Here is a 24,152-nt window from a genome sequence, read left to right as displayed (position 1 = left end):
CATGCTCCTTTGAGATGGACAACGACTTCAGACAGACAGGTATTTGCTGATCGTCTTCTCGTCAACGCGCTCGCGCGGGTCTTCGTGCACGAAGCGGCCCTTGTCGATCACGATGAGCCGGTCGGCGATCTGCATGGTGAAACTCAAGACTTGTTCGGACACCACAATGGCCAGATTGCGCAGCTTGCGGATCTCCAGCAGGCTGCGGGCGATGTCCTTGATGATGGACGGCTGTATGCCCTCGGTGGGCTCGTCCAGCAGCAGCACGCGCGGGTTGGTGACCAGGGCGCGGGCGATGGCAAGCTGCTGTTGCTGCCCGCCCGACAGATCGCCGCCACGCCGGCCGCGCATGTCGTGCAACACCGGAAACAGGGCGTAGATGTCTTCCGGAATCGTGTCGCGCAGCGCCCGCCCCCGCATGCCGGTACGGATGTTCTCTTCAACGGTCAGCGTCGGAAAGATCATGCGGCCCTGTGGCACGTAAGCCACTCCGCTGCGCACGCGCTGATGGCTCTCAAGACGTTCAAGCGGCTTGCCGTCCAGCAAGATCGAGCCCTGCATGGTGGGCAGCATCCCCATCATGGTTTTGAACAGCGTGGTCTTGCCCATGCCGTTGCGGCCCATCACGGCGACGATCTCACCGGACGCCACGGCCAGGTCGACACCGTGGATGACTTTGCTTTGCCCATAGCCTGAAACCAGGCCAGCGATATTGAACATATTGCCTCCTGGCCTCAGTGGCCGAGATAGACTTCAACCACGCGCGGATCGGACTGCACCTTGTCCATGCTGCCTTCGGCCAGTACACGGCCCTGGTGCAGCACCGTGACCTTGTGCGCGATGTTCTTCACGAATTCCATGTCATGCTCGATCACGATGAGCGATCGATTGCGGCTGATTCGATTGAGCAATTCGGCGGTGCGCTCGCGCTCGGACACGCTCATGCCGGCCACCGGTTCGTCCAGCATCATCAGCTCGGGCTCCTGCATCAGCAGCATGCCGATTTCCAGCCATTGCTTTTGGCCGTGCGAGAGCAGCTCCGCCGATCGGTCCAGATGATCGGCAAGAAAGATCTCTTCGGCCACCTGCTCGACCCGTTCGATCACGGCCGCGCTACGCCGAAAGGTCAGCGCGCCAAACACGCTGCGCCCGGCCGGGAACGACACTTCCAGGTTCTCGCGCACGGACAGGGTTTCGTAGATGGAAGGAGTCTGGAATTTTCGGCCCACACCCGCACGCACGATTTCATACTCGGCCAGACCGGTCAGCTCCGTGTCCTTGAAGCGGATGGACCCGGCGGTGGCCTTGGTGCGGCCGCAGATCAGATCCAGCAGCGTGGTCTTGCCGGCGCCATTGGGGCCGATGACCACGCGCAGCTCTCCCTGATCAACATACAGGTTGAGGTCGTTGACGGCGACAAAGCCGTTGAACGAGACGGTCAGGCCTTCGATGTACAAGGCGAACTCTGAGGGGTTCATGCGGCCTCCGTGGCGCCATCCGCCTGCCGGCGCGATGCTTTGCGCGTCAGGCGTTTTTGGGCGTATTGCTGATACAGACCAGCCAGCCCATTAGGGAAGGCCATCACGACGGCGATGAACAGGCCGCCCATCAGGAACAGCCAGAGCTGCGGGAAAGCCTCCGAGAAATAGCTTTTGCCGAAGTTGACCAGCAGCGTGCCGTAGACCGCGCCCAGCAGGGACAGGCGGCCGCCAACCGCGGCGAAGATGACCATTTCAATGGAAGGCACGATACCCACGAAGGATGGCGACATGAAGCCGACCTGCAAGGTGAACATGGCGCCCCCTATGGCCGAGAACACGGCGGCCACGCAGAAGACAAAGACCTTGAAGCTGGCGACGTCATAGCCCGAGAAGCGCACGCGCTCTTCTTTGTCGCGCATGGCCATCAAGAGCTTGCCCAGCTTGGACGAGAGCAGGTAGCGGCCGAACAGAATGCAGGCAAACAGCAGCACGCCGTTGATGAAATACAGCACCAGCCGGGCGCTGTCCGTGCGGATATCCCAGCCCAGCAGCGTCTTCAGATCGGTGATGCCATTGACGCCGCCGGTCCAGCCTTGCTGGCCGATGATGAGCACCGACAGGATCAGGGCCACGGCCTGCGTCACGATGGCGAAGTAAGTGTCGCCCACGCGGCGCTTGAACATGGCCACGCCCAGAATCAAGGCCAGCAGGCAGGGCAGCACCGGTACCGCCATCAAGGTGAACCAGAAGCTTTTGAAGGGCACCCAGAGCCAGGGCAGCGAGGTCAGTTGGTTCCAGTCCATGAAGTCCGGGATGCCGGGCGTGGACTGAATCTTGGTGGCCTCCAGCGTCGAGGCTTCCAGCTTCAGGAACATGGCCATGCAATAACCGCCCAAGCCGAAAAACACCCCCTGGCCCAGGCTCAGGATGCCGCCATAGCCCCAGCACAGCACCAGGCCCAGTGCGACAAAGGCATAGGACAGGTATTTGCCAATGAGATTGAGCCGGAAGACGTCCAGGCTTAGCGGAAACACCACAAAGAGCAACAGCGCCAGTATCACCAGCCCGGCCAGCCCTTCGCGCCCACCCACGACATTGCGAAAGAATTTCTGCATGATGCGCCCCCTACTTGCGTACCTTGATGCTGAACAGGCCTTGCGGACGCAGCATCAGAATGATCACGATGGCCGACAGGGTCAGCACCTTTGCCATCGAACCCGTCAGGAAGAATTCCGAGATCGATTGCGTCTGCGCGATGACGAAGGCTGACGCGATGGTGCCGAAAAGACTGGCCGCGCCGCCAAACACCACCGTCAGGAAGGTATCGACGATGTAGAGCGAGCCGCTGGTCGGGCCGGTGGAACCGATGGTCGTGAAGGCCGCGCCGGCAATGCCGGCGATGCCGCAGCCCAGCGAGAACGTCACACGGTCCACGCGCTTCGTATCGATGCCGACCGCGCCGCTCATGGCGCGGTTTTGCACCGTGGCGCGCACATGCAGGCCCCAGGTTGAGCGGAACAAGGCCAGGAGCAGCCCGCCGGTCAACAGAATGCTGATGGACATGACGAACAGGCCGTTGATGGGGATGTCCACGCCGTCCAGCGGTTGCCAGGAACCCATCAGCCAGTCGGGCAGCGTTGGGCTGACTTCACGCGGGCCGAACAGCGAGCGCAGCGTTTGCTGAAGCACCAGCGACAGGCCCCAGGTCGCCAGCAGCGTGTCCAGTGGCCGGCGGTAGAGATGACGGATCATCAGCCACTCGACCAGCCAGCCCAGGCCGAAGGTCACGGCAAAGGCGAACAGGATGGCGATGAAGAAGTAGGCCGGCATCAGCCCGGGCGCGTACTGCTGGACCAGTTCGGAACAGAGATAGGTGCAATAGGCGCCCACCGCCAGGAACTCGCCATGGGCCATGTTGATGACGCCCATCTGGCCAAAGATGATCGCCAGGCCCAAGGCCATCAGCAAGAGCACGCTGAAGACCGATAAACCGTTGAAGCCCTGCATCAGCAGGATGGCCCCGAGATCGGAAAAGGATTCCATGGATGGCTCCCGGCAGTGGAAAGGGCGCCGCGCGCGGCGCCCGGATCGAGGTGATTACTGATAACCCTTGGGGAAGGGATCAGGCTTGATCAGCTCCGGGGTTTCGAAGATCACGTCAAACTGGCCGTCCTTGCGAATCTGGCCGATGCGGGTCTTGCTCCACAGGTGGTGATTGGGGTCGATCTTGACGTAGCCTTCGGGCGCTTCCTTGAATTCCAGGCCGGCCGAGGCGGCGACCACTTTGTCGACGTCGAAGCTGCCGGCCTTTTCCACCGCCATCTTCCACAGCCAAGGGCCCAGATAGGCTGCCTGGGTCACGTCACCAATCACGGCGGTGGCGCCGTACCTGGCCTTGAAGGCTTCGACGAATTTCTTGTTGTTGGCGTTGTCCAGGCTCTGGAAGTACTTCATGCACGACCAGAAACCCTCGGCATTTTCACCGCCGATGCCCAGCAATTCATCTTCGGTCACCGAGATGGTCAACAGCTTCTGTTTGCCGCTGGTGACGCCCGCCGCCTTGAGCTGTTTGTAGAAAGACACATTGCTGCCGCCCACCACCACGGCGAAGACCACATCGGGCTTTTTCAGTTTGATCTTGTTGATCAGCGAGCCAAATTGCGTGTGGCCCAGCGGGTAGTATTCCTCGCCGACCACTTCGCCCTTGAGCACGTTCTCGATATGCTTGCGGGCAATCTTGTTCGAGGTGCGCGGCCAGATGTAGTCAGAGCCGATCAGGTAGAAAGAACGCGCCTTCTTCTCGCGGGACAGCCAGTCCAGGCTGGACAGAATCTGCTGCGTGGCCTCCTGGCCGGTATAGAAGACGTTCTTGGATTGCTCCAGGCCTTCATAAAAGGTCGGGTAGTACAGCAGGCCGTTTTCTTTCTCGAACACCGGCAAGACCGCCTTGCGCGAGGCCGAGGTCCAGCAGCCGAACACGGTGGCGACCTTGTCGCTGACCAGCAGTTTGCGGGCCTTTTCGGCGAAGGTCGGCCAGTCGGAGGCGCCGTCTTCCTGGATGATCTTGATCTTGCGGCCCAGAATGCCGCCCATGGCATTGATCTGCTCGATGGCCAGGCGCTCGGATTGAATCGAACCCGTTTCGCTGATGGCCATGGTGCCGGTCGCCGAGTGCAACTGGCCTACCGTGACTTCGGTGTCGGTAATGGCCAGGCCGGTGGTGTTGATGGCCGAAGTGGCCGGGGCGGCCGCGCGCGACAGAGCCGGTATGCCCAACAGCGGCAGGGAGGCAAACGCGAGGGCCAGGCGCCGGCGCGAGGGCAGTTCCGGGGCATTATCAAAAGGGGTTTTGCCAGACATCGATGACTCCTCAATGGATCACGACCAGGGAAACCGAGCATGCGCGACACATGCCGCGGCCCGGAGGGTGAGGGCATACTAGGAGCCTATGACGCAGTGCAACATACGTTGATTGACGTACAGGCAGGCCCACCCCCCGGGCGTTACAACGGCATCTACGTTCAATGACGTATCCCCTACTCGCCCGGAGCCCGATTTGTCTGCCAGCGCGCCTCAACGCATCGTCAAGATCCGCCGCGACTACAACACCTGGGTCGCCAACGAGACGCTGGAAGACTATGCGTTGCGCTTCACGCCCGTGTCGTTTCGCAAATGGTCGGAGTTCCGTGTCGCCAATACCGCCCTGGGCGCCGTGTCTTTCCTGGCGCTGGAAGCCATCGGCGGTGCGCTGGCGCTGAACTATGGCTTCATCAATGCCTTCTGGGCCATCATCGCCGTGGCCCTGGTCACCTTTCTGACCGGCTTGCCAATTGCCTATTACGCGGCGCGCCATGGCCTGGACATGGATCTGCTGACGCGAGGGGCCGGGTTTGGCTATATCGGCTCGACCATTACCTCGCTGATCTACGCCTCGTTCACCTTTATCTTTTTCGCGCTTGAGGCAGCCATCATGGCGCTGGCCATCGAGCTGGCCACCGGCTTGCCGCTGTCTATCGGCTATCTCTTGTGCGCGGTGGTCATCCTGCCCATGGTGGCTTATGGCATTACCTTCATCAGCCGGCTGCAGTCTTGGACGCAGCCGATATGGCTGGTGCTGCTGCTCTTGCCCTATGCCTTCATCGCCTTCCGTGACCCGGGGACCTTGCAGGAGTTTCTGCGGTTTCCGGGCCATGACGGCCGGGGCGGCAGTTTCAATCTGCTGATGTTCGGCTCGGCGGTAGCGGTGGCCGCCTCGCTGGTGACGCAGATCGGCGAACAGGTCGACTTTCTGCGCTTTCTACCCGAACGCACGGCGGCCAACCGCAGGCGCTGGTGGCTTGCCCTGATCTGCGCGGGTCCGGGCTGGATCCTGCCGGGCGCGGCCAAGATCCTGGGCGGTGCCTTTCTGGCCTGGCTGGCCCTGTCCCTGGGAGCGCCGGCCGACAAAGCGGGCGACCCCACCCATATGTATCTGGCGGCCTATACCTATGTGGTCAGCGATCCCGGCCTGGCACTGGCGCTGGTCACGGCCTTTGTGGTGATCTCGCAGGTCAAGATCAATGTGACCAATGCCTATGCCGGCTCACTGGCCTGGTCCAACTTCTTTGCCCGCATCACGCACAGCCATCCGGGCCGGGTGGTGTGGCTGGTGTTCAACGTGCTGATCGCCGTGGTGCTGATGGAGATGGGCGTGTTTGGCGCGTTGGAGCATGTGCTGGCGGTGTTCTCGCACGTTGCGCTGGCCTGGATCGGGGCGCTGGTGGCGGATCTGGTGATCAACAAGCCCCTGGGTCTGTCGCCGAAACGGATCGAGTTTCGCCGCGCCTATCTGTATGACATCAACCCGGTCGGTGTGGGCAGCATGCTGGTCGCCATGACGCTGGGCCTGCTGGCCTTTGCCGGCGTGTTTCCGGGCACGGCGGGCGCGCTGGCGCAGGCCTTGTCGCCCTTTGTGGCCTTGCTGGCGGCGTTTGTCTGCGCCCCAGTCATCGCCTGGCGCACGCGCGGTCGCTACAACCTGGCGCGCACGCCGGTCGATGTCGCGGGTTCGGACCATGTTTGTGTGATCTGCGCCAACCGTTTTGAACAGCCGGACATGGCGCATTGCCCGGCCTATAACGGTTCCATCTGTTCCTTGTGCTGCACGCTGGATGCCCGCTGCCAGGATCGCTGCAAACCGCAGGGACGCTTGAAGGATCAGGTGCAGGCGGTCCTGGGCTGGCTGTTGCCGGCGCGGGTCACACCGCTGCTGCATAGCCGCCTGGGCCACTACCTCTTGATCGTGGCGGGGATGGGGTCGCTCCTGGGCGGCATCCTGGGCTTGATCTACTACCAGGAGTACGCCAGTCACATGCGGGCCGGCCTGGACCCTTCCGGTTTACGGCCCACCTTCTTGAAGTTGTATGCCGCCCTGTTGCTGATCGGCGGCGTGCTGGCCTGGTGGCTGGTGCTGGCCCATGAAAGCCGGCGCGTGGCGCAAGAGGAATCGGATCGACAGACCCATCTGCTGCTGCGTGAAATCGAGGCGCACAAACAGACCGACGCGCAGTTGCAACAGGCCAAGGAAGCGGCCGAAAGTGCCAATCTGGCCAAGAGCCGCTTCATGGGCGGCATGAGCCATGAGTTGCGCGCGCCCTTGAACAGCATTCTGGGTTACGCGCAGATTCTGCAGCGTGACCCGAGCCTGCCACCGGCGCGGCGCGAGGCCATTGATGTGATTCATCGCAGCGGCAAGCATTTGATTGGCCTGATAGATGGCCTGCTGGACATCGCGCGCATCGAGGCGGGCAGGCTGAGGTTAGAGAACAGCGAACTGCGCCTACCGGAGTTTCTGGAGCAGATCGTGCAGATGTTCCGGCCGCAGAGCACGCTCAAAGGGCTGCGCTTTTGCTATGAAGCGGCGGAACTGCCCTCCATCGTGCATATCGACGAAAAGCGGCTGCGGCAGATCCTGATCAACCTGTTGAGCAATGCGCTGAAGTTCACTTCGGAAGGGCAGGTGTCGATGCGCGTGAAGTCGGCGGCGGATATGGTCTTGTTCGAAGTGGAGGATAGCGGCCGAGGCATACCGGCCGAGGATCTGGAACGCATCTTTCTGCCCTTCGAGCGCAGTTGGGCGGCGGTCGAGCAGGCCGATTCCGGCACGGGCCTGGGCCTGACCATCTGCCGCATGCTGACCGGCATCATGGGCGGCGAGTTGACGGTGCGCAGCGCCGTCGGTCGCGGCAGTGTGTTTACGCTCAAGCTGTTTTTGCCGGAGGTGCGCTCGCCGCGCAGCGATGCCCGACCGTCGGGGCTGGTGGTGGGCTATCGCGGCGAGCGGCTGCGGATCCTGGCGGTGGATGACCAGCCTTCGCAGCGACGCCTGGTTCGCGACCTGCTGGAGCCGCTGGGCTTTGAGGTACACGAAGCACCGCATGGCGCGGCGTGCCTGGCCTGCGTGCATACGCTGCGGCCGGCCCTGATATTGATGGACGTGTCCATGCCGGTCATGACGGGATGGGAAGTCTTGCGGCGCCTGCGTGATGAAGGCGTGGCCGTGCCCATCGTGATGCTGTCGGCCAACGTCCTGGGTCTGGATCCGAAAGACCCGGCGCAGCACGGGCATAACGCGTTCATTGCCAAGCCAGTGATGGTTGAGGATTTGCTGAGTCAACTCGGCAGGTTGCTGAAGCTGGACTGGCTGGTGGCGCCGGTGGAAGCGGCGCTGCCGACGGGTGATCTGCATCGGGTGGCGCTAGAGCGCGAGGACGCCGAGGCACTGCTGGAGCTGGGGGCCATGGGTTACATCAAGGGCATACAGGCCAAGCTGGAAGAAATACAGGGCCGCCGGGCCGAGGCGCGCGAATTGACGGCGCATCTGCGAGCGCTGGCTGGCGAGTTTCAACTGCATGAATTCAATCAAGTGCTTAAACATCATGTACAGCGTCACCATGCCCACGCCCGATAAAAACCTCGTCATGCTGGTCGATGATGCGCCGGACAATCTGAAAATGCTCTCCACCGCATTGGACGCAGCGGGTTATCAGGTGCTGGTGGCTACCGATGGCCAGTCGGCCATAGAACGGGTGGATTTCGTGGTGCCGGATATCGTGCTGCTTGATGCGGTGATGCCGGGAATGGATGGGTTCGAAACCTGCGCGCGCTTGAAAGCGCATCCGGCAGCGGGAGATGTGCCGGTGGTGTTCATGACGGGCCTGACCGAACCCGAGCATGTGTTGAAGGGGTTTCGGGTTGGCGGTGTGGATTACGTGACCAAGCCGCTGGACCCGGATGTGGTGGTGGCCAGGCTGCGTACGCATTTGCGCAACGCGCGCAGCCTGTCGGCGGCCTTTGATGCGATCGATGCGGCGGCGCGAGCCGTGGTGGCGCTGGATGCGCGCGGGCTGCCGATCTGGAAGACGGGCAAGGCGCGGCTATGGTTGGCCGCCTATTTCGGTTGCGCGGAAGATGCGGCGGAGCTGCCGGCCCCCTTGGCGGATTGGGTGGCGGGCAATCTGGCGGCAGGGCCGGCCGCTGAGCCCTTGGGTGTTGTCAGTGCGCGAGGGCGTTTGACCTTGAGTCTGTCCGCATCACGGCGTAGCGGCGAGACCTTGCTGTTGCTGCAAGAGACGGCGCCGTTCGCTCCGGCCTACGGTCTGACGCCGCGTGAGGCCGATGTGCTGCGCTGGCTGGCCAAGGGGAAAACCAATCGGGATATCGCCGACATTCTGGGCATGGCGCCACGAACGGTGAACAAGCACCTGGAACACATCTACATCAAACTGGGCGTGGAAACGCGCGCGGCGGCGGCGGCGCTGGCAGTGCGGCAGGGGGAGGCCTTTTAAAGCGCTCCGCGCCGCTGCATCTTTCGGCTACTCGACGTCGAGGGGCACGACTGAACGTCTCGGCAAATCAGACAACGCTTGAAACCCGTTTGGCAAGATCGCCCTTGAGCAACTCCGCCAACCGGGTCAGACCGTGCGTCAGGCGAGTTCGATCGATGGCGCCCCCCAATGACACGCGAAGCGCCAGGGGGCTGAAGGACCCCGTGGAAAACGAGCCTGAGTCCGTGACACTCACCCCTTGTTCCAGCGCCGTTTGTGTAAGGCGGTAGAAGTCGATATGACGCGGCAACTGAAGCCAGAGATGCAGCCCAGTGGGGTCGGCCTGAATATTTCCCGGAAGGATCGATGCCGCGATGGTTTGTCGATGCCGCAGCTCATTCTTGACCAGTGCCAGCCATTGAACGGCAGCGCCCGAGTCTATCCAGTTCGACGCCATTTCAGTCATCCAGGGAATGGGCATCAGCGCCAACGAACGCAGCGCATCAAGAATGGGACTTAACGGCTCGTCAGAAGGCACGACCAAGTAGGCGGTTCGAAGGCCTGGCGCTATGCATTTGGATAGCGTCGAGACGTAGTAGACGGGCGTGGACGGCGTGTTGGCGGCCAATGAAAACATCGTGCTTGGCGGATGCTCGGTCAACAGCCAGTACGGGTCATCTTCAATGACTGGCAGCGCATACTTCTCTGCCACACGTAACAGCGCTGTGCGTCGCTCGGTGGAGAGCGTCAGCGCAGTCGGGTTTTGAATCGTCGGATTCAAGTACAGCATTGCGGGGCGATGTTGTGCGCACACTCGCTCGAGGTCGGCGGGATCCATTCCGAACTCATCTGACTTCACCCCTACGGCCAAACGCTGAAGCAAGCGGGCGGCGGCCAGGAAGCCTGGGTAAGTCAACGCATCGCAAGCAATGGCATCGCCGGCTTGGCTCCTGGCCAGAAGCAGTGCAGCGATAGCGGTTTGAGCGCCCGGGCACACCACAATTCGCTCGATGTCCGTGTTGCCAATCATCGGCTGCAGCCATTTCGCGCCGGCTGCGCGATGCCGATTGGCGCCTGCGCCCACGTGATAGCTCATCAGATCCATCGACCCTGCGGTGACCTGAGTCGTGCCACTGGCTTGCGCGAGCATGTGCGAAAACTCGGCACTGTTGAGCAAAGGAGGGATATTCATCCCCAGATCAATCGTCCCTCCTGCCTCCAAGCCGGAATAGGCCACATAGGTCCCGCCCGCCCCTTGAGCTTCCAGAATCCCTTTATGGCGAACTTCCGTGTACGCCCGAGTGACGGTCGTGAGATCAACGCCTAATGTCTGGGCGAGCTCGCGCTGCGGGGGCAGGCGGTCGCCTGGCCGCAGTACGCCGTCTTCCACCGCTGTGATGATTTGCGTGGCGATTTGCTGGTATCGCGCACCGGAGCCGGCGGCAAGGGGCCGCACCCAAGACATGTTTGCTTTTTTAAGGCGACGTGAAAGAGACATGTCTTATCTTCATGTATGGTTTTTTGGCACTTCCGCGTGGGATAAAAGACATACAAGACTAACAATTCAAGTGATTGTATGGATTTTAGCGGTAGAATTTTGCTGTTTGTAGGGAGTATAGCGCCGGCCCCCCCACGGCAATCGTTTGCGTGTCTTTGCCCGGCCCACGAGTGGTAAATGAAGCTGCTGAAGCAGCGCCTTGAGGAAATGATGAATTTTTGGGTCCCTGTCGTCTTCGGTACGTTCAAGCTCCTCGTGCTGGGCACGGGCATGTTTCTGGCCATCAAGTCTCATTACGATGGAGAAAAAAAGGAGAAAGAGAAAAAGAAGGAGACGAAAGGCCTCTAGTGCAGACCTCGCGGTCCAGCACTCGCCCGCAAGCGGTACAAGCGCACCAGAGCAGTCGTGCTTTGCCGTAGCGCGGCATCCATGCTTACATCGTCGGAACCCGTCGCGGGGCGGCATCCGAGGAGAGCACCATGGCGCAGACCGATGAGCGGGGCAATCCCGTTTCCACGAACGATCAAACATCCCTGGCTGCCTACGAACAGGCGCAATCCCTGTTTCTTGGCTATTACGGTGATCCGGTAGGGATCATCGACCAGGCCTTGGCCGACAACCCCGCATTCGTCATGGGCCATGTGCTGCGCGCCGGGATGATGATCACGGCCAGCGACCAGTGCGTGGAGCCGCTGCTGCGCGAAAGCGTCGAGGCCGCCGAGGGCCTGCACGACATCGCCAACACCCGCGAACGGCGCCACACCGCCGCCGCGCGCGCTTGGCTGAATGGCGACTTCTCCAATGCCCTGCGGCGCTACGCCGACATTCTCATCGACTATCCGCATGACACGCTGGCCTTGCAGGTGGGCCATATCGGCGACTTCCTGCTTGGGCGCTCAGCCATGCTGCGCGACCGCGTGGCAGGCATTCTTCCAAACTGGAACAGCCAGATGCCGCACTATGGCTACGTGCTGGGCATGCATGCCTTCGGCCTGGAAGAAACCAACCTGTACACCCAGGCCGAGGCCCAGGGCCGGTGCGCGCTGGCGTTGAACCCGCGCGATCCCTGGGCCGTGCACGCGGTGGCCCATGTGCTGGAGATGCAGGGGCGGGTGGAAGAAGGCATCGCATGGCTGGACGGACGCCGCGAAGACTGGTCCATCGACAATATGCTGGCCATCCACAACTGGTGGCATCTGGCGCTGTTCCACCTGGACCGCGACGAGATCGAAGAGGTGCTGGCCCTGTACGACAAGCGGCTGCGCGAATCGTCCACCGGGCAGGTCCTGGAACTGATCGATGCGTCCGCCATGCTATGGCGCTTGCTGCTGCGCGGCGTGGACGCAGGGCCGCGCTGGCGGCAGTTGGCCGACGTATGGCAGGAACGCGGGGGCACGGGCTATTACGCGTTCAATGATGTGCATGCCTTGATGGCCTACCTGGGCGCGGGCGATGACGCGGCAGCGCAGCAATTGATCGCGGCCATGGAGGCCGCGGCGCTTGGCAGCGGCACCAATGCCATGATGACGCGCACCGTCGGCCTGCCCGTGGCGCACGCGCTGGTGGCCTTCGCCCGTCAGGACTATGCGCGATGCGCCGACCTGCTGCGGGACGTGCGCCTGATCGCGCACCGCTTTGGCGGCAGCCACGCCCAGCGTGATGTGCTGGCGCTGACCCTGGTGGAGGCCGCCTTGCGCGATGGCGCTCGCAGCCTGGCCAAGGCGCTGACGGCGGAACGCATGGCCTTGAAACCCACCAGCGAAGGCAACCGCAAGCTGGCCTCGCGAGCAGCGGCGCTGTAGAAGGAGGGCAAACCTCGCGGCGGCGCCATACTCACTTTTGAGTATGGCTGGCAACGGAGATGAAGACCACGCTCGCACCTGGTCGGCACGGTGAAACAACACCCGCATGGCGACTGCCTCCATCAAGGAGATTTGCGATGAAACGTAGAACTTTCCTCTCTGGCAGCGCCACGTCAATTGCAGCGTTATCGGCACAGCCGGTTCTGGCGCATTACGACCCGCCGCTCAATGCGCCGCCGGCACCCGGCGATCTGGCGGCCACCGCCGCCCGCGTACGTGCGCAGTTCATGAAGGATTTCGAACCCGCCTACGTGGAAAACGTGATCATCCCGCATTTTCTGGTCAGCGTTTTCGAGGGTGAACGGTCGTTTCTTCCCATGATTGACCTTGCGCTGACCAAAGAGAATGCGCTGCCCAATGATCTATGGGGTCTGCTTAGCGAAACCTGGCGGCCCGACCCGGCGGATGGCGTGACGGTATTCCTTCAGGGGCTGGAAAAGCGAGGCCCGGACAACCGCCGCAAGCGCATCTACATGTCGGCCGTAACGCCGGATCTCTACCGTGAACAATACGGTGGGAAGGTGATGAAATTCTTCGACGGCTTCCTGTCCGATGCCAATGCCGGGCGGCCGTTGATGCGCAAATACCTGGATTCATTCTGGGACCTGTATTGGGACCTGCACCTGGGCGTGTCGCCTGACCAGATCCCCAAGCGCGTTCGCCAGATCGGCGAGAGCTTCAATACGGTTCTGGCCTATCGCGACCCCACGCAGCGCATCGTGTACGAAAACTACATGATCGTTCGATCCCACCTGGACTTCCTGAAGTCATGGATCGACGAAAGACTTGCCGACATCGCATCCGGAAAGACGAAGGCCCCCGAAAAAACCTTCGCCTGGTATTGGATGAAGAACGGCGAAGACAGCGCGTACTTCAACCACAAGGATGTGGTGTTCGAATGCTTCCACAACTTCGTTGCCTTCAGCCAGTGGGGCAACACCATCTACAACATCATGCGCCGGTTGGCCTCTGACGTCGGAGACCCAACGATCAGAAGCGCTTTCAAGCAAACGATGGAAAGCGAGCCCGACAATGCGCGGGGTGCGCCTTATACGCCGCTGGAAGCGTACGTCATGGAGCTCTTCCGGCTGATTTCACCGAACGGCGGCAGCATTTCCGCACTGGGCGAAACGCAGACCCCTCGGTTCGACCGCCACGGCTATATCGTCAGCCCACATACCTCGACGAGCCTCGACCCTGTGCATTGGACGAACCCCGACGAGTTCGATCCATCACGATACGCGGCGGTACCGACAAGCGCCGATATCGACGAGGCCAAGGCCAAACAGATAGGCTTTGCCAAGTGTCCGTTCGACTTGACGTCGTTTGAGGTAAAGGACGGCCGCAAGGCGTCGTTGCGCAACAGCGGCTTCGGCACCGTCTTTGGCGAGGCCGACGGCAAGCCGCTACCCGTCTGCGATTACGCGGGCTTTGCCCCATTTGGCTTCGGCTATCGACGCTGCCCCGGCGAACAGTTGACGATCATGGCGTTCGAGGACTTTCTGCGCAAAGTCTGGAAGGACAAGATCACATTCAAGAAGCTCAACATTGCCAACCCGGAACCCCTGCCGATCGGCCCCACGACGGTTATTGGCGACGACATCGGTTTTGAACGGGCGACATAAAAAGGCGCCCCCAATGCTTGCGGAATGCCCCTGCATACCGGGCATGAAGGGCACGGGCAACGTGCCGTTCATGTTCGGCAAGAGGTCGTTCTGACGTAAGACCCAGGCCAGCGCCTCGACGGGCCGGCTATTCAGCACTGTCGATCAACCTGCCCAGTGGGAGTAGGAAGTGATGCGTCTGAAGGGCAAGCTTAGGTCCGTGCGCCGTGTCGCGCCGCTGCTGCTGGCCGTACTGATGGGGTGTGGCGACCGCGAAACGAACGTGGGTGATGGGCCGCCACCCGCATTCGTTACGCTTGCCACCGTGCAGGCCGAGTCGGCGAGCGTAGACATCGAGTTACCCGGCCGTATCGTGCCGATCCGAAGCGCCGAGGTGCGTGCCCGCGTGGATGGCATCGTGCAGAAGCTGCTGTACACCGAAGGCAGCGACGTGGAGGAAGGCGCGCCGCTATTCCAGATTGATGACAGCGACTATCGCGCGCAATTGGCGCAGGCGCGGGCCATGCTGCAGCGCGCCGAAGCCGTGCAGCAGAATGCGCAATCGGTGGTGAATCGCTTCCGGCCATTGGTGAAGCGCCAGGCCGTGAGTGCACAGGAATTCGAGGCCGCCGTGGCTGCGCTCGGCCAGGCTCAGGCCGGCGTGACCGATGCCCAGGCGGCCGTCACGCTTGCCACGCTGCGGCTAGAGCGTTGTGTTGTGCGCGCGCCGATCGCGGGCCGGGTCGGTCGCGGGCTCGTCAGCGAGGGAGCCCTGGTGAGCGCCGCATCGGCCACGCTGCTGGCGCAGGTGAATCAGCTTTCACCGATCAGCGCTACCTTTCCCAAATCCAACACCGCGATCCTCGACCTGGTTGACGAGTTGCAGCACGGGGCGCTGCAACTCGACGACGGCGACCGCTTCCCGGTGCACCTGACACTCGCCAACGGCAGGCCCTATGACGAAGTAGGCCGGGTCGACTTCACCGATCTGACGGTGGACGCCAGCACCGGTGCGCAAACCGTCCGCGCGCGCTTCGAGAACGCCGGACGCGTGCTGCTGCCCGGCCAGTTCGTGACCGGGCGGGTGCGGGTAGGCGCGCGCGGCAACACCATCTGGGTGCCGCTGGGCGCCGTGCAGCTCAATGCCGAGAGCGCTTCGTTGTTCGTGGTGGGCGCCGACGACGTTGCACAGCTGCGCCGCGTCACGGTCGGCGCGCAGCTCAACGGCCGTTGGGAGGTGCGCGAAGGGCTGCATGCCGGGGATCGCATCATCGTGGAAGGCTGGCACAAGGTTGCGCCCGGGCAGCGTGTGCAGCAGGCGGCCCCGGCCGATACCGGAGGCGCCCGATGAATGCGTTCTTCGTCGATCGGCCGATTTTCGCCTGGGTGGTGGCGCTGTTCGTCCTGCTGTTCGGCGGCATTGCGCTTTGGCTGCTACCGGTGGAGCAATATCCCAACATCGCGCCGCCGTCGATCACCGTCAATGCGACCTATCACGGCGCGGACACCACGACCATTGATCGCACCGTTACGTCGGTGATCGAGTCGGAGATGAATGGGGTCGACGACTTGCTCTACCTGGCTTCGGTCAGCCGGGCCAACGGCACGGCGCAGATCACCGTGACCCTGCTTCCCGGCACGGATCTCGACATTGCGCGCGGCCAGGTGCAAGACCGCCTGAGCCGGGTCGAGCCGCGACTGCCGGCCGAGGTAAGGCAACTGGGCGTCACGGTGACCAAGGCGTCCAGCGGCTTCCTGATGCTGATCGCGCTTCAATCCGATACCGACGGGGTCAGCGCCGTCGCGATGGGCAACTTCGTCTCGAATAATGTTCTTGATGAACTGCGCCGCATTCCGGGTGTGGGCGACGTGCAGTTGTTCGGGTCGTCGTACGCCATGCGCATCTGGGTCGATCAGCGCAAGCTCGATAGTTTCCGCCTGAGTAGCGGCGACGTGATGCGCGCGGTGCAGGAACAGAATGCCCAGACCGCCAGCGGCGCGCTGGGCGATCAGCCGCTGGCCGATGGCGTGGAGTTCAACGCACCCATCATTACCCAAAGCCAGCTCTCCACGCCCGCCGAATTCCGTCGCATCATCCTGCGCGTCAACCCGGACGGGTCCACCGTCACGGTGGGCGATGTGGCGCACGTGGAGCTTGGAAACGAGAACTATGGCTTCCGGCTCAGCGTCAATGGCAAACCCGCCGCCGGGATCGCGATCCAGCTTGCCAACGATGCCAATGCCCTGGCCGTGGCGCAGCAAGTGCGCGAACGCATGGCTGAGCTCGAATCGGTGTTTCCGCAGGGGGTGAGCTGGAGCGTCCCCTTCGACACGACGCCCTTCATCGTGACCTCGGTGCGCTCGGTGATGGGCACGATGGTCGAGGCCTTGCTGCTCGTGACCGTCATGGTGTTCCTCTTTCTACAGAGTTGGCGTGCGACCTTGGTGCCGACGGTCATTGTGCCGGTGGCGTTGATCGGCACCTGCGCCGGGCTCTACCTGTTCGGGGCGTCCATCAACCTGCTGTCGCTATTCGGGATGGTGGTGGCGATCGGCATCCTCAACGATGACGCGATCGTGGTGTCGGAGAACGTGTCGCGCATCATGAACGAAGACCAGCTCGACGCGCGCGACGCCACGCGCAAGGCGGTCGCGCAGGTCTGGGGACCCGTGGTGGCCAGTACGCTGGTGCTGGTGGCGGTGTTCGTGCCGATGGCGATGTTTCCCGGATCAAGCGGCGCCATATACCGCCAGTTTTCGATCACGCTGGCCGTTTCCATCGTGATATCAACCGTGCTGGCCTTGTCGCTTGGCGGCGCGTTGTGCGCGACCTTGTTCCGGCCTGCCCCGCCCCGCACGCATGGAAGGCTGGCACGCGCTAAATACTGGGTGTTCGACCGGTTCAACCACGGCTTCGACAGATTGACGGCCAGCTATGCGCGGGCGCTGGCGCGCATGCTCAAGTATCCCGTGCGATGGCTGCTGGCGTTTCTTGCGGTCTGCGGGCTGACCATCCTGCTGTTCTCGCGCATTCCCGGTGGCTATCTGCCAAGCGAAGACCAAGGCTACTTCTTCGTGTCGTACACGGGGGCCCCCGGGGCGACCGCGGAACGCACCGAGGCGGCGGTGACGCAAGCCGAGGCGTACCTGAGGCGTCAGCCAGAAGTGCGTAATGTGGCGTCAGTCGTCGGGTTCAGCTTCTTCGGCCAGGGCCAGACGGCGGCGCTGTCCTTCGTCGACCTATACCCCTGGGCGGACCGCGAAAGGTCGGTCGATGCCTTGGTGTCGCGCAGCAATGCCGCCTTCTTCACGATCCCGCAGGCGCAGATCTTCGCGCTTAATCCACCGCCGATTCCCTCGATGGGTAACGCCGCCGGGTTTTCGCTCAAGGTGCAGGACCGCTCGGGCCAGGGCGGCGCGGGCCTGAGCGCGGCGGCCAGCGCCATGATGGCGGCGGCCGCGCAAAGTCCGGTGCTGGCCGGCATCCGGCTGGATGGCATGCCGCCCGCGCCGCAACTCTATGTTGAGGTCGATCGTATTCATGCCCGCGCGCTAGGCGTGCAACTGGGGCAGGTCAACCAGGCGCTTGCGTTGGCCTTCGGTGCGAATTATGTGAACGATTTTTTGCATGACGGCAACGTGCTGCGCGTGTTCATGCAGGCCGACGCGGCGCAGCGCATGAGTCCGCAGGACGTGATGGACATGCAGCTGCTCAACGATCGCGGCGAGCTGGTGCCGATGTCGGCCTTTGCCCGCAGCCGCTGGATCAGCGGGCCGCAGCAGCTTGAACGCTACAACGGATTTCCCGCCATCACCCTTTCCGGCCAAGGTGCGCCCGGCCAGTCCAGCGGCAATGCGCTGCTTGCGATGGAGACCATTGCCGACGCTGTCTTGCCACCCGGCATGACCTATGAATGGACCGGCACCGCGTTCGAGGAACGGCAAGCCGGCAACCAGGTGGCGCTGCTGCTCGCGCTGTCGCTGGTTGTCGTGTTCCTCTTGCTTTCCGCCTTGTACGAGAGCTGGTCGGTGCCGATCTCGGTGTTGCTGGTGCTGCCTTTCGGCGTGCTGGGCGCGGCCGCGTTCACGCTGGCACGCGGCATGTCGGCCGATATCTACTTCAACATCGGTCTGGTCACCATCATCGGCCTGGCGGCGAAAAACGGCATCTTGATCGTCGAGTTCGCGCTCAAGGAGGAGCAGGCCGGGCGGCCACGCGACGAGGCCGTGCTGGATGCGGCGCGCCAGCGTCTGCGGCCCATCATCATGACCAGCGTCACCTTCGTGCTGGGCATGCTGCCGCTGGTGTTCGCCACCGGCGCCGGCGCCGCCAGCCGTCAAGCGGTGGGCACCAGCGTGATGGGCAGCATGCTCACTGCCACGATCTTCGGTGTCTTCTTTACGCCCTTGTTCTACGTTGCAACGCGCAAATGGCTCGGCCGCCGCAGCCCGGCTGGCGCGGCGCCCAAGGAGGCGCCATGACGCGCCTGACACTGCTGCTGGCGATGGCCCTGTTGTTAAGCGCCTGCAACTTCGCGCCGCGTGAGCCGGCCCCCGTCGTTGCGCTGCCCGACCGGTTCTCGGACGACGACACCGCGGTCGGCACGAGCGCGCAAGACGTGGCCTGGCAGCAATTCTTCGGCGATATGCAGTTGCGCATGCTGATCGGCGAGGCACTGATCCACAACCGTGATCTGGCGGCCGCGGCGGCGCGTATCGAACAGGCGCGCGCCTTTTATCGGATCGAGCGCGCCAACCAGGTACCGCACATTGATGCCGGGCTCAGTGCCAGCCGCAACCAGGCGCCGCTCTCGAGCCTGGATCCCGCGCTGGCAGGCAGTACGCGCACCATCGAATTCAGCCAGTTCGGCGCGCAGGTCGGCGTAAGCGCGTTCGAGCTCGACCTCTGGGGCAGAATGCGCAACCTTAGCGCGGCCGCATTGCAGCACTACTTCGCCACGGTGGAAGGCCAGCGGGCCTTCCGCCTGAGCTTGATCGCGAACGTGGCGGCAAGCTATTACGACGCCCGCGCCGGCGAAGAAGGGATTGCGCTTGCGCTGCGCACGGTGCTGGTAAGACGCTATGCCCTGTCGGTGGCGCGCGACCGGCTCGACGCGGGGGTGACGTCTTCCGTCGATTTCGATCAGGCGGCCATTCTGCTGACCCAAGCCGAGGGGCAGTTGGCCGAACTGCGCCGCACCACGGCCGAGAGCTGGAATCGGCTCTGGGTGCTGGTGGGCTCGCGGCCCGACCTGACCGCAACGCCGGCCAATCCCATTGCCAACGCCGGTCAGTTCGAGGCGCTGAGCCCGGGTCTGCCATCCGATGTGCTCTTGCTGCGGCCCGATGTGCGCCAGGCAGAAGCCGCGCTGGCCGCCGCCGACGCCAATATCGGCGTCGCGCGGGCAGCGCTGTTTCCCCGCATCGCCCTGACCGCCTCGTTCGGCTATGCCTCAGGCGAGCTTTCGGGACTTTTCGAAGGGCCCAACAAGGTGTGGACCTTCGGTGCCGGCGCTGCCTTGCCGCTGTTCGACTTCGGCCAGCGCCGCGCGGCGGTCGATCTATCGCTCGCGCAGCGCGAGGAGCGCGTCGCACTGTACGAGAAGACGGTACAGACTGCCTTCAGCGAAGTCGCAACCGGGCTGGTCAGGCGCCAGCAGTTACGCGAGCAACTGGCCGTGCAGGAAGCGGCGATCCAGGCCCAGACCCGGCTGGCTGAGACCGCTGAATTGCGCTACGAAAACGGAATCTCGATTTATCTGGAGGTGATGGATGCGCTGCGCAATCTGTTCAGCGCCGAACTGCAATTGTTGATGTTGCGCGCGGCCGCCCTGCAGAATGGGGTGTCGTTGTACGTGGCGCTGGGCGGGGGGCTCGACGACCCCGTCGTAACGCAAGCCGCGCGGAGCGGACAATGAGCGGGCGCCGTTGGCCGCGTCTGCGCCGCGCGCTGCGCATCCTGGCGCTGGTCCTGCTTGTGTGCGTCGTGACCGTGATCGGCCTGCGGCTGTACGACATCCAGCAGAGCCCGCCCCTGGCCGTGTGGCACACCTACGTGCCCGACGAGCTCGACCGCGAAACGCTCGCACACAGCACCTGGCAAGATTATCTGGCTCGCGAGCAGAAGATATTCGAGCAGGTCCGCGAACACGTGAGCGAGCAGCTGGAGCGGCAGGATCGCGTCGAGAGCAACCGTTACTTCAGCGGCGCCGCCGTGCATCCCGCGAATTTCGCCCATGACTGGAACCGCTCGTACGTGCTGATGCCCGAGGGCACGCCCGCCGGCGTGGCGGTGCTGCTGCACGGGCTGACCGACTCGCCTTACAGCCTGCGCCACCTGGCGGTGCACTATCGCCAGGCAGGTTATGCGGTGGTGGCAATCCGCTTGCCGGGTCATGGAACCGTGCCTGCCGCGTTAACCGACGCGGGCTGGGAAGATTGGCTGGCCGCCACGCGCCTGGCCGTGCGCGAAGGGCGGCGGCTGGTGCCGGCGCCGTTGCCCCTGCATATCGTCGGCTTTTCGAACGGCGGGGCGCTTGCGCTGATGAGCGCCATGGAAGCGATCGACGACCCGTCGCTGGCGCGTCCCGACCGGCTGATCCTGATCTCGCCGATGATCGGCATCACGCAGTTCGCCCGCTTCGCCGGTCTCGCGGGGCTGCCGGCGATCCTGCCTGCTTTCTCCAAGGCGGCGTGGCTGAACATCGTGCCCGAATTCAACCCGTTCAAGTACAACTCTTTCCCGGTGAACGCGGCGCGGCAGTCGTATGAACTGACGAACGTATTGCAGGACACCATCGCCCTGCGCCAGCGGCAGGGCACGCTGACAGCCTTGCCGCCGATACTGACCTTCCATTCGGTCCTGGATTTCACGGTCAGCACGCGCGCGCTCGTCAATGCGCTGTATGCCCGTCTGCCACCCAACGGCAGCGACCTGGTGCTGTTCGACCTGAACCGCGCCACCAAGCTTGGCCCCTTGTTCCGCCGCGGGGTGGACTGGTCACTGGCACGGAGCCTGCCCGGCGAGCCTTGCAACTATCGCCTCACCATCGTGACCAACGCCTCTACCGAATCCAGCGAGATGGTCGAGCGCATCAGCGAACGCTGCGAGACCCGCGTGACCGAGCTTCCGATCGGCATGCGCTATCCGCAAGAGATCTATTCACTGTCGCACGTGGCGTTGCCGTTTCCCACCAACGACACCCTCTACGGGCAGCACCCCGACAACATCGAAGAGTATGGAATCAGCCTAGGCGCACTGTCGATTCGGGGCGAGGTAGGCGCCCTGATCGGAGGCATGGACTCCCTGGCGCGGCTGACGTCGAACCCGTTTTATGCGTATCTGATCCACCGTGTGGACGAGGTGATTCCCAGATGACGAGACCAGCAGCCCGTGCGCGTTTCACTGCCCCGCCGCTTTCCAGCGCGGCGGCGCGCTGGAGCGCCGCGCTCCTCACGCTAGGCCTTTTGTACCTGGCCAGCCCGGTGTTCGTGCCACTGGCGTTCGCCATCTTCATCCTGGCGCTGGTGGCGCCTTTGCAAGCTGTGCTGCGGCCCCGGATGGGCGCGGTGCTTGCCGCGACCCTGACGCTTGTGTTGACGCTGGCCGCGGCACTGCTGTTTCTGTCGCTGGCGGCGTGGGGATTCACCCTGGTGGCCCAGTGGATCATCTCCAACGCGGCGCGGCTTCAACGGCTGTTCAGCATGGAAACGGCCGACATGCATCCGCGGCTGGCAATCATGGTGACGCTGTTCCTGGACAACTTCAACGCCTCGCTGCTGCTTCGCGCAATCCAGGAAGTGCTGTCGCGGCTCAACAGCATGGCGGGGCTGGTTTTTCTGTCGTTCCTGTTCATCACGCTTGGCGTGTACGAACTGCACGACGCGCCGGCACGCCTGCGCCAGTTGCTGCCGCGTGCCGACCACTGGATCGCCGTGGCGGGCAGCATCGCGCGCAAGCTGCGCCGCTACATGCTGATCCGAACGATCGCCAGCGTGCTCACCGGCGTGACGGTCTGGCTGTTCGCGATCTACGCGGGGCTGGAGTTGGCCACGGCATGGGGCGGGCTGGCGTTCCTGTTGAACTACATCCCTTTCCTCGGCCCCCTGCTGGCGACGCTCTTTCCGTCGTTCTTCGCGTTTGTGCAGTTTGAATCGCTGCAAGGCGCGCTGGCGGTATTCCTGATTCTGAATGTGATCCAGATCGGCTACGGCTGCTATCTCGAGCCCCGCCTGGCCGGCAACGCTTTCTCGCTTTCGCCGCTGTTGGTGATGCTGGCGGTGTTCTTCTGGGGGCTGGTCTGGGGCATCCCGGGCACGTTCATCGGCGTGCCCATGCTTATTGCAGCCACCTCATGCTGGACCGCAAGCCGGTCAACGGGCTCGCCCGTCACCGACCGACAAGGGATCCGGCCGCTTGCATCCCACCCACGAACGGCCTTGCGGCCTACCGGAGATGAACCATGAACAGCAGTGCTGAAAAGAAGCTTGGTTTGCTTGCCCTGACCGGCATGGTCGTGGGGTCGATGATCGGCGCGGGCATTTTTTCCCTGCCGCGCACCTTTGGCGGCGCCACGGGCATCATCGGCGCGGTCATCGCGTGGCTGATCGCGGGGGCTGGGATGTTTACGCTTGCCCGCGTGTTCCAGACCCTGGCAGAGCGCAAGCCAGATCTGGACGCCGGCGTGTTTGCGTATGCCAAGGCGGGGTTCGGCGACTACCTTGGGTTCCTCTCCGCCTTCGGTTATTGGATCGGCAGTTGCATAGGCAACGTGTCGTACTGGGTGCTGATCAAATCCACGCTCGGTGCGTTCTTTCCGGTGTTTGGTGACGGCAACACGGTGATCGCGATCCTGGCGGCATCAGCAGGGATCTGGACGTTCCATTTCGTGATCCTGCGCGGCGTGCAGCAGGCCGCCATCATCAACGCGGTCGTCACGGTAGCCAAGATCATTCCCATCCTGGTCTTCATCGTGATGCTTGCCATCGCTTTCAAACTGGACCTGTTTCGCGCCAACCTCTGGGGTGACAGCAGCGGCCCCACCTTGTTTGAACAAGTGCGGCGCACCATGCTGGTGACCGTGTTCGTGTTTCTCGGCATTGAGGGCGCCAGCGTGTATTCGCGCTTCGCGACAAAGCGTTCGCACGTAGGCGTGGCAACGCTGATCGGCTTCGTCACCGCCCTGAGCCTGATGGTGCTGGTGACCTTGCTGCCATACGCCGCGCTGCCACAGGCCGAAATCGCCGGCCTGCGTCAGCCGTCGATGGCCGGCGTGCTTGCCTCCGTGGTTGGCCCATGGGGCGCTGTGTTCGTGAGTGTGGGCCTGCTGATTTCGGTGCTGGGCGCGTACCTGGCGTGGTCATTGATCTGCGCCGAGGTGTTGTTCGCCGCGTCAAAGAACAAAGACATGCCGCGGATCTTCGCTCGCGAAAACAAGAACGGCGTTCCGGCAACCGCGCTGTGGCTGACCAACATCATCATCCAGTTGTTCGTGATCAGCACCTATTGGTCCACCGACGCCTTCTCGCTGATGCTCAACCTTACCAGCGCGATGTCGCTGATTCCCTATCTGCTGGTGGCGGCGTTCGGCTTCATGCTCGCGCGTCGAGGCGAGACCTACGAGGGCGACAGTGCCCGCACGCGCGATCTGGTGCTGGCAGGCATTGCTGCGTTCTACAGCGCATTCATGATTTACGCGGGCGGCCTGAAGTACGTGCTGCTGGCCGCCTTGCTGTATGCGCCCGGCACCATCCTCTATTACTGGGCCCGCCGGGAGCAGGGGCAACGACTCTTCACGCAGGTGGAACTGGTGGTCTTCGTGATCGCTGCGGTCGGTTGTGGAGCGGCCATCGATGGCCTGGTCCGCGGCTGGATCGTTATTTAACCGTTATGGGAGAAGGTC

The 24,152-nt window shown here is 63.1% G+C and carries 17 protein-coding genes; 11 read left to right on the top strand and 6 right to left on the bottom strand.

Annotation, left to right across the window (positions count from 1 at the left end; all coding sequences use genetic code 11):
• Positions 1–27: 27 nt before the first annotated feature.
• The 5 genes from urtE to urtA are packed head-to-tail and all read right to left on the bottom strand — an operon-like array spanning position 28 to position 4,841.
• A complete protein-coding gene (urtE, locus tag P8T11_RS21155; protein WP_050448136.1) occupies positions 28–720 on the bottom strand; it encodes an urea ABC transporter ATP-binding subunit UrtE in 693 nt (230 codons plus the stop codon).
• Positions 721–734: 14 nt separating this feature from the next.
• Positions 735–1,478 (bottom strand): urea ABC transporter ATP-binding protein UrtD, encoded by a 744-nt coding sequence (gene urtD, locus P8T11_RS21150; RefSeq protein WP_268080187.1) that lies wholly within the window; start codon positions 1,476–1,478, stop codon positions 735–737.
• The gene (gene urtC / locus P8T11_RS21145; protein WP_268080189.1) at positions 1,475–2,596 is read right to left on the bottom strand and encodes an urea ABC transporter permease subunit UrtC; all 1,122 of its coding nucleotides are present in this window, start codon (positions 2,594–2,596) and stop codon (positions 1,475–1,477) included. Before urtC ends, urtD begins: the two co-directional genes overlap by 4 nt.
• Positions 2,597–2,606: 10 nt before the next feature.
• Positions 2,607–3,524, bottom strand: a complete 918-nt coding sequence (gene urtB, locus P8T11_RS21140) for an urea ABC transporter permease subunit UrtB (protein WP_268080190.1) — start codon at positions 3,522–3,524, stop codon at positions 2,607–2,609.
• Between the two features lie 54 nt (positions 3,525–3,578).
• On the bottom strand, positions 3,579–4,841 hold the full coding sequence (gene urtA, locus P8T11_RS21135; protein WP_268080191.1) for an urea ABC transporter substrate-binding protein: 1,263 nt from the start codon (positions 4,839–4,841) through the stop codon (positions 3,579–3,581).
• A 196-nt stretch (positions 4,842–5,037) separates the two neighbouring features.
• On the opposite strand from urtA, the gene P8T11_RS21130 reads away from it, so the two are divergent.
• Both P8T11_RS21130 and P8T11_RS21125 read left to right on the top strand, forming a co-directional pair.
• Positions 5,038–8,430: a hybrid sensor histidine kinase/response regulator gene (locus P8T11_RS21130; RefSeq protein ID WP_268080192.1), complete on the top strand. Its 3,393-nt coding sequence runs from the start codon at positions 5,038–5,040 to the stop codon at positions 8,428–8,430.
• Positions 8,399–9,307: a response regulator gene (locus tag P8T11_RS21125; protein ID WP_268080193.1), complete on the top strand. Its 909-nt coding sequence runs from the start codon at positions 8,399–8,401 to the stop codon at positions 9,305–9,307. The genes P8T11_RS21130 and P8T11_RS21125 overlap by 32 nt, the downstream gene beginning before the upstream one ends.
• Before the next feature lie 67 nt (positions 9,308–9,374).
• Here P8T11_RS21125 and P8T11_RS21120 read toward each other — a convergent pair whose 3' ends face one another.
• The gene (locus P8T11_RS21120) at positions 9,375–10,784 is read right to left on the bottom strand and encodes a PLP-dependent aminotransferase family protein (protein WP_268080194.1); all 1,410 of its coding nucleotides are present in this window, start codon (positions 10,782–10,784) and stop codon (positions 9,375–9,377) included.
• Positions 10,785–10,961: 177 nt separating this feature from the next.
• Here P8T11_RS21120 and P8T11_RS21115 point away from each other — a divergent pair, with 177 nt between their 5' ends.
• From P8T11_RS21115 to P8T11_RS21075, 9 genes are all read left to right on the top strand, one after another.
• Positions 10,962–11,132: a hypothetical protein gene (locus tag P8T11_RS21115; protein ID WP_268080195.1), complete on the top strand. Its 171-nt coding sequence runs from the start codon at positions 10,962–10,964 to the stop codon at positions 11,130–11,132.
• Between the two features lie 131 nt (positions 11,133–11,263).
• On the top strand, positions 11,264–12,586 hold the full coding sequence (locus tag P8T11_RS21110) for a tetratricopeptide repeat protein (RefSeq protein WP_268080196.1): 1,323 nt from the start codon (positions 11,264–11,266) through the stop codon (positions 12,584–12,586).
• 59 nt (positions 12,587–12,645) lie between these two features.
• Entirely contained in the window at positions 12,646–14,271 is a 1,626-nt protein-coding gene (locus P8T11_RS21105) for a hypothetical protein (RefSeq protein WP_268080198.1), read from the top strand.
• A gap of 172 nt (positions 14,272–14,443) precedes the next feature.
• On the top strand, positions 14,444–15,601 hold the full coding sequence (locus tag P8T11_RS21100) for an efflux RND transporter periplasmic adaptor subunit (RefSeq protein ID WP_268080199.1): 1,158 nt from the start codon (positions 14,444–14,446) through the stop codon (positions 15,599–15,601).
• Positions 15,598–18,732 (top strand): multidrug efflux RND transporter permease subunit, encoded by a 3,135-nt coding sequence (locus P8T11_RS21095; protein WP_268080201.1) that lies wholly within the window; start codon positions 15,598–15,600, stop codon positions 18,730–18,732. Before P8T11_RS21100 ends, P8T11_RS21095 begins: the two co-directional genes overlap by 4 nt.
• Complete coding sequence (locus P8T11_RS21090; protein WP_268080203.1) at positions 18,729–20,168, top strand: efflux transporter outer membrane subunit; 1,440 nt, start codon at positions 18,729–18,731, stop codon at positions 20,166–20,168. The genes P8T11_RS21095 and P8T11_RS21090 overlap by 4 nt, the downstream gene beginning before the upstream one ends.
• Positions 20,165–21,628, top strand: a complete 1,464-nt coding sequence (locus P8T11_RS21085; protein WP_268080204.1) for an alpha/beta hydrolase — start codon at positions 20,165–20,167, stop codon at positions 21,626–21,628. The genes P8T11_RS21090 and P8T11_RS21085 overlap by 4 nt, the downstream gene beginning before the upstream one ends.
• Positions 21,625–22,716, top strand: coding sequence for an AI-2E family transporter (locus P8T11_RS21080; RefSeq protein ID WP_268080205.1), 1,092 nt, complete (start codon positions 21,625–21,627; stop codon positions 22,714–22,716). The genes P8T11_RS21085 and P8T11_RS21080 overlap by 4 nt, the downstream gene beginning before the upstream one ends.
• Positions 22,713–24,134: a basic amino acid/polyamine antiporter gene (locus P8T11_RS21075; protein ID WP_268080206.1), complete on the top strand. Its 1,422-nt coding sequence runs from the start codon at positions 22,713–22,715 to the stop codon at positions 24,132–24,134. The genes P8T11_RS21080 and P8T11_RS21075 overlap by 4 nt, the downstream gene beginning before the upstream one ends.
• The last annotated feature ends 18 nt before the right edge of the window (positions 24,135–24,152 follow it).

This window comes from Achromobacter spanius (assembly GCF_029637605.1).
GTDB lineage: Bacteria > Pseudomonadota > Gammaproteobacteria > Burkholderiales > Burkholderiaceae_B > Achromobacter > Achromobacter spanius_E.
The sequence above is the reverse complement of the archived record's forward strand: the minus strand, read 5'-3'. Positions and strand labels throughout refer to the sequence as shown.

Excerpts from the sequence above, each read along its gene's own strand:
- P8T11_RS21125 (WP_268080193.1), top strand. The coding sequence starts at position 8,399 with ATGTACAGCGTCACCATGCCCACGCCCGATAAAAACCTCGTCATGCTG.
- urtD (WP_268080187.1), bottom strand. The coding sequence starts at position 1,478 with ATGAACCCCTCAGAGTTCGCCTTGTACATCGAAGGCCTGACCGTCTCG.
- P8T11_RS21105 (WP_268080198.1), top strand. The coding sequence starts at position 12,646 with ATGAAGACCACGCTCGCACCTGGTCGGCACGGTGAAACAACACCCGCA.
- urtC (WP_268080189.1), bottom strand. The coding sequence starts at position 2,596 with ATGCAGAAATTCTTTCGCAATGTCGTGGGTGGGCGCGAAGGGCTGGCC.
- P8T11_RS21085 (WP_268080204.1), top strand. The coding sequence starts at position 20,165 with ATGAGCGGGCGCCGTTGGCCGCGTCTGCGCCGCGCGCTGCGCATCCTG.
- P8T11_RS21080 (WP_268080205.1), top strand. The coding sequence starts at position 21,625 with ATGACGAGACCAGCAGCCCGTGCGCGTTTCACTGCCCCGCCGCTTTCC.
- P8T11_RS21090 (WP_268080203.1), top strand. The coding sequence starts at position 18,729 with ATGACGCGCCTGACACTGCTGCTGGCGATGGCCCTGTTGTTAAGCGCC.
- P8T11_RS21075 (WP_268080206.1), top strand. The coding sequence starts at position 22,713 with ATGAACAGCAGTGCTGAAAAGAAGCTTGGTTTGCTTGCCCTGACCGGC.
- P8T11_RS21120 (WP_268080194.1), bottom strand. The coding sequence starts at position 10,784 with ATGTCTCTTTCACGTCGCCTTAAAAAAGCAAACATGTCTTGGGTGCGG.
- P8T11_RS21110 (WP_268080196.1), top strand. The coding sequence starts at position 11,264 with ATGGCGCAGACCGATGAGCGGGGCAATCCCGTTTCCACGAACGATCAA.
- urtA (WP_268080191.1), bottom strand. The coding sequence starts at position 4,841 with ATGTCTGGCAAAACCCCTTTTGATAATGCCCCGGAACTGCCCTCGCGC.
- urtB (WP_268080190.1), bottom strand. The coding sequence starts at position 3,524 with ATGGAATCCTTTTCCGATCTCGGGGCCATCCTGCTGATGCAGGGCTTC.
- urtE (WP_050448136.1), bottom strand. The coding sequence starts at position 720 with ATGTTCAATATCGCTGGCCTGGTTTCAGGCTATGGGCAAAGCAAAGTC.
- P8T11_RS21100 (WP_268080199.1), top strand. The coding sequence starts at position 14,444 with ATGCGTCTGAAGGGCAAGCTTAGGTCCGTGCGCCGTGTCGCGCCGCTG.
- P8T11_RS21095 (WP_268080201.1), top strand. The coding sequence starts at position 15,598 with ATGAATGCGTTCTTCGTCGATCGGCCGATTTTCGCCTGGGTGGTGGCG.
- P8T11_RS21115 (WP_268080195.1), top strand. The coding sequence starts at position 10,962 with ATGAAGCTGCTGAAGCAGCGCCTTGAGGAAATGATGAATTTTTGGGTC.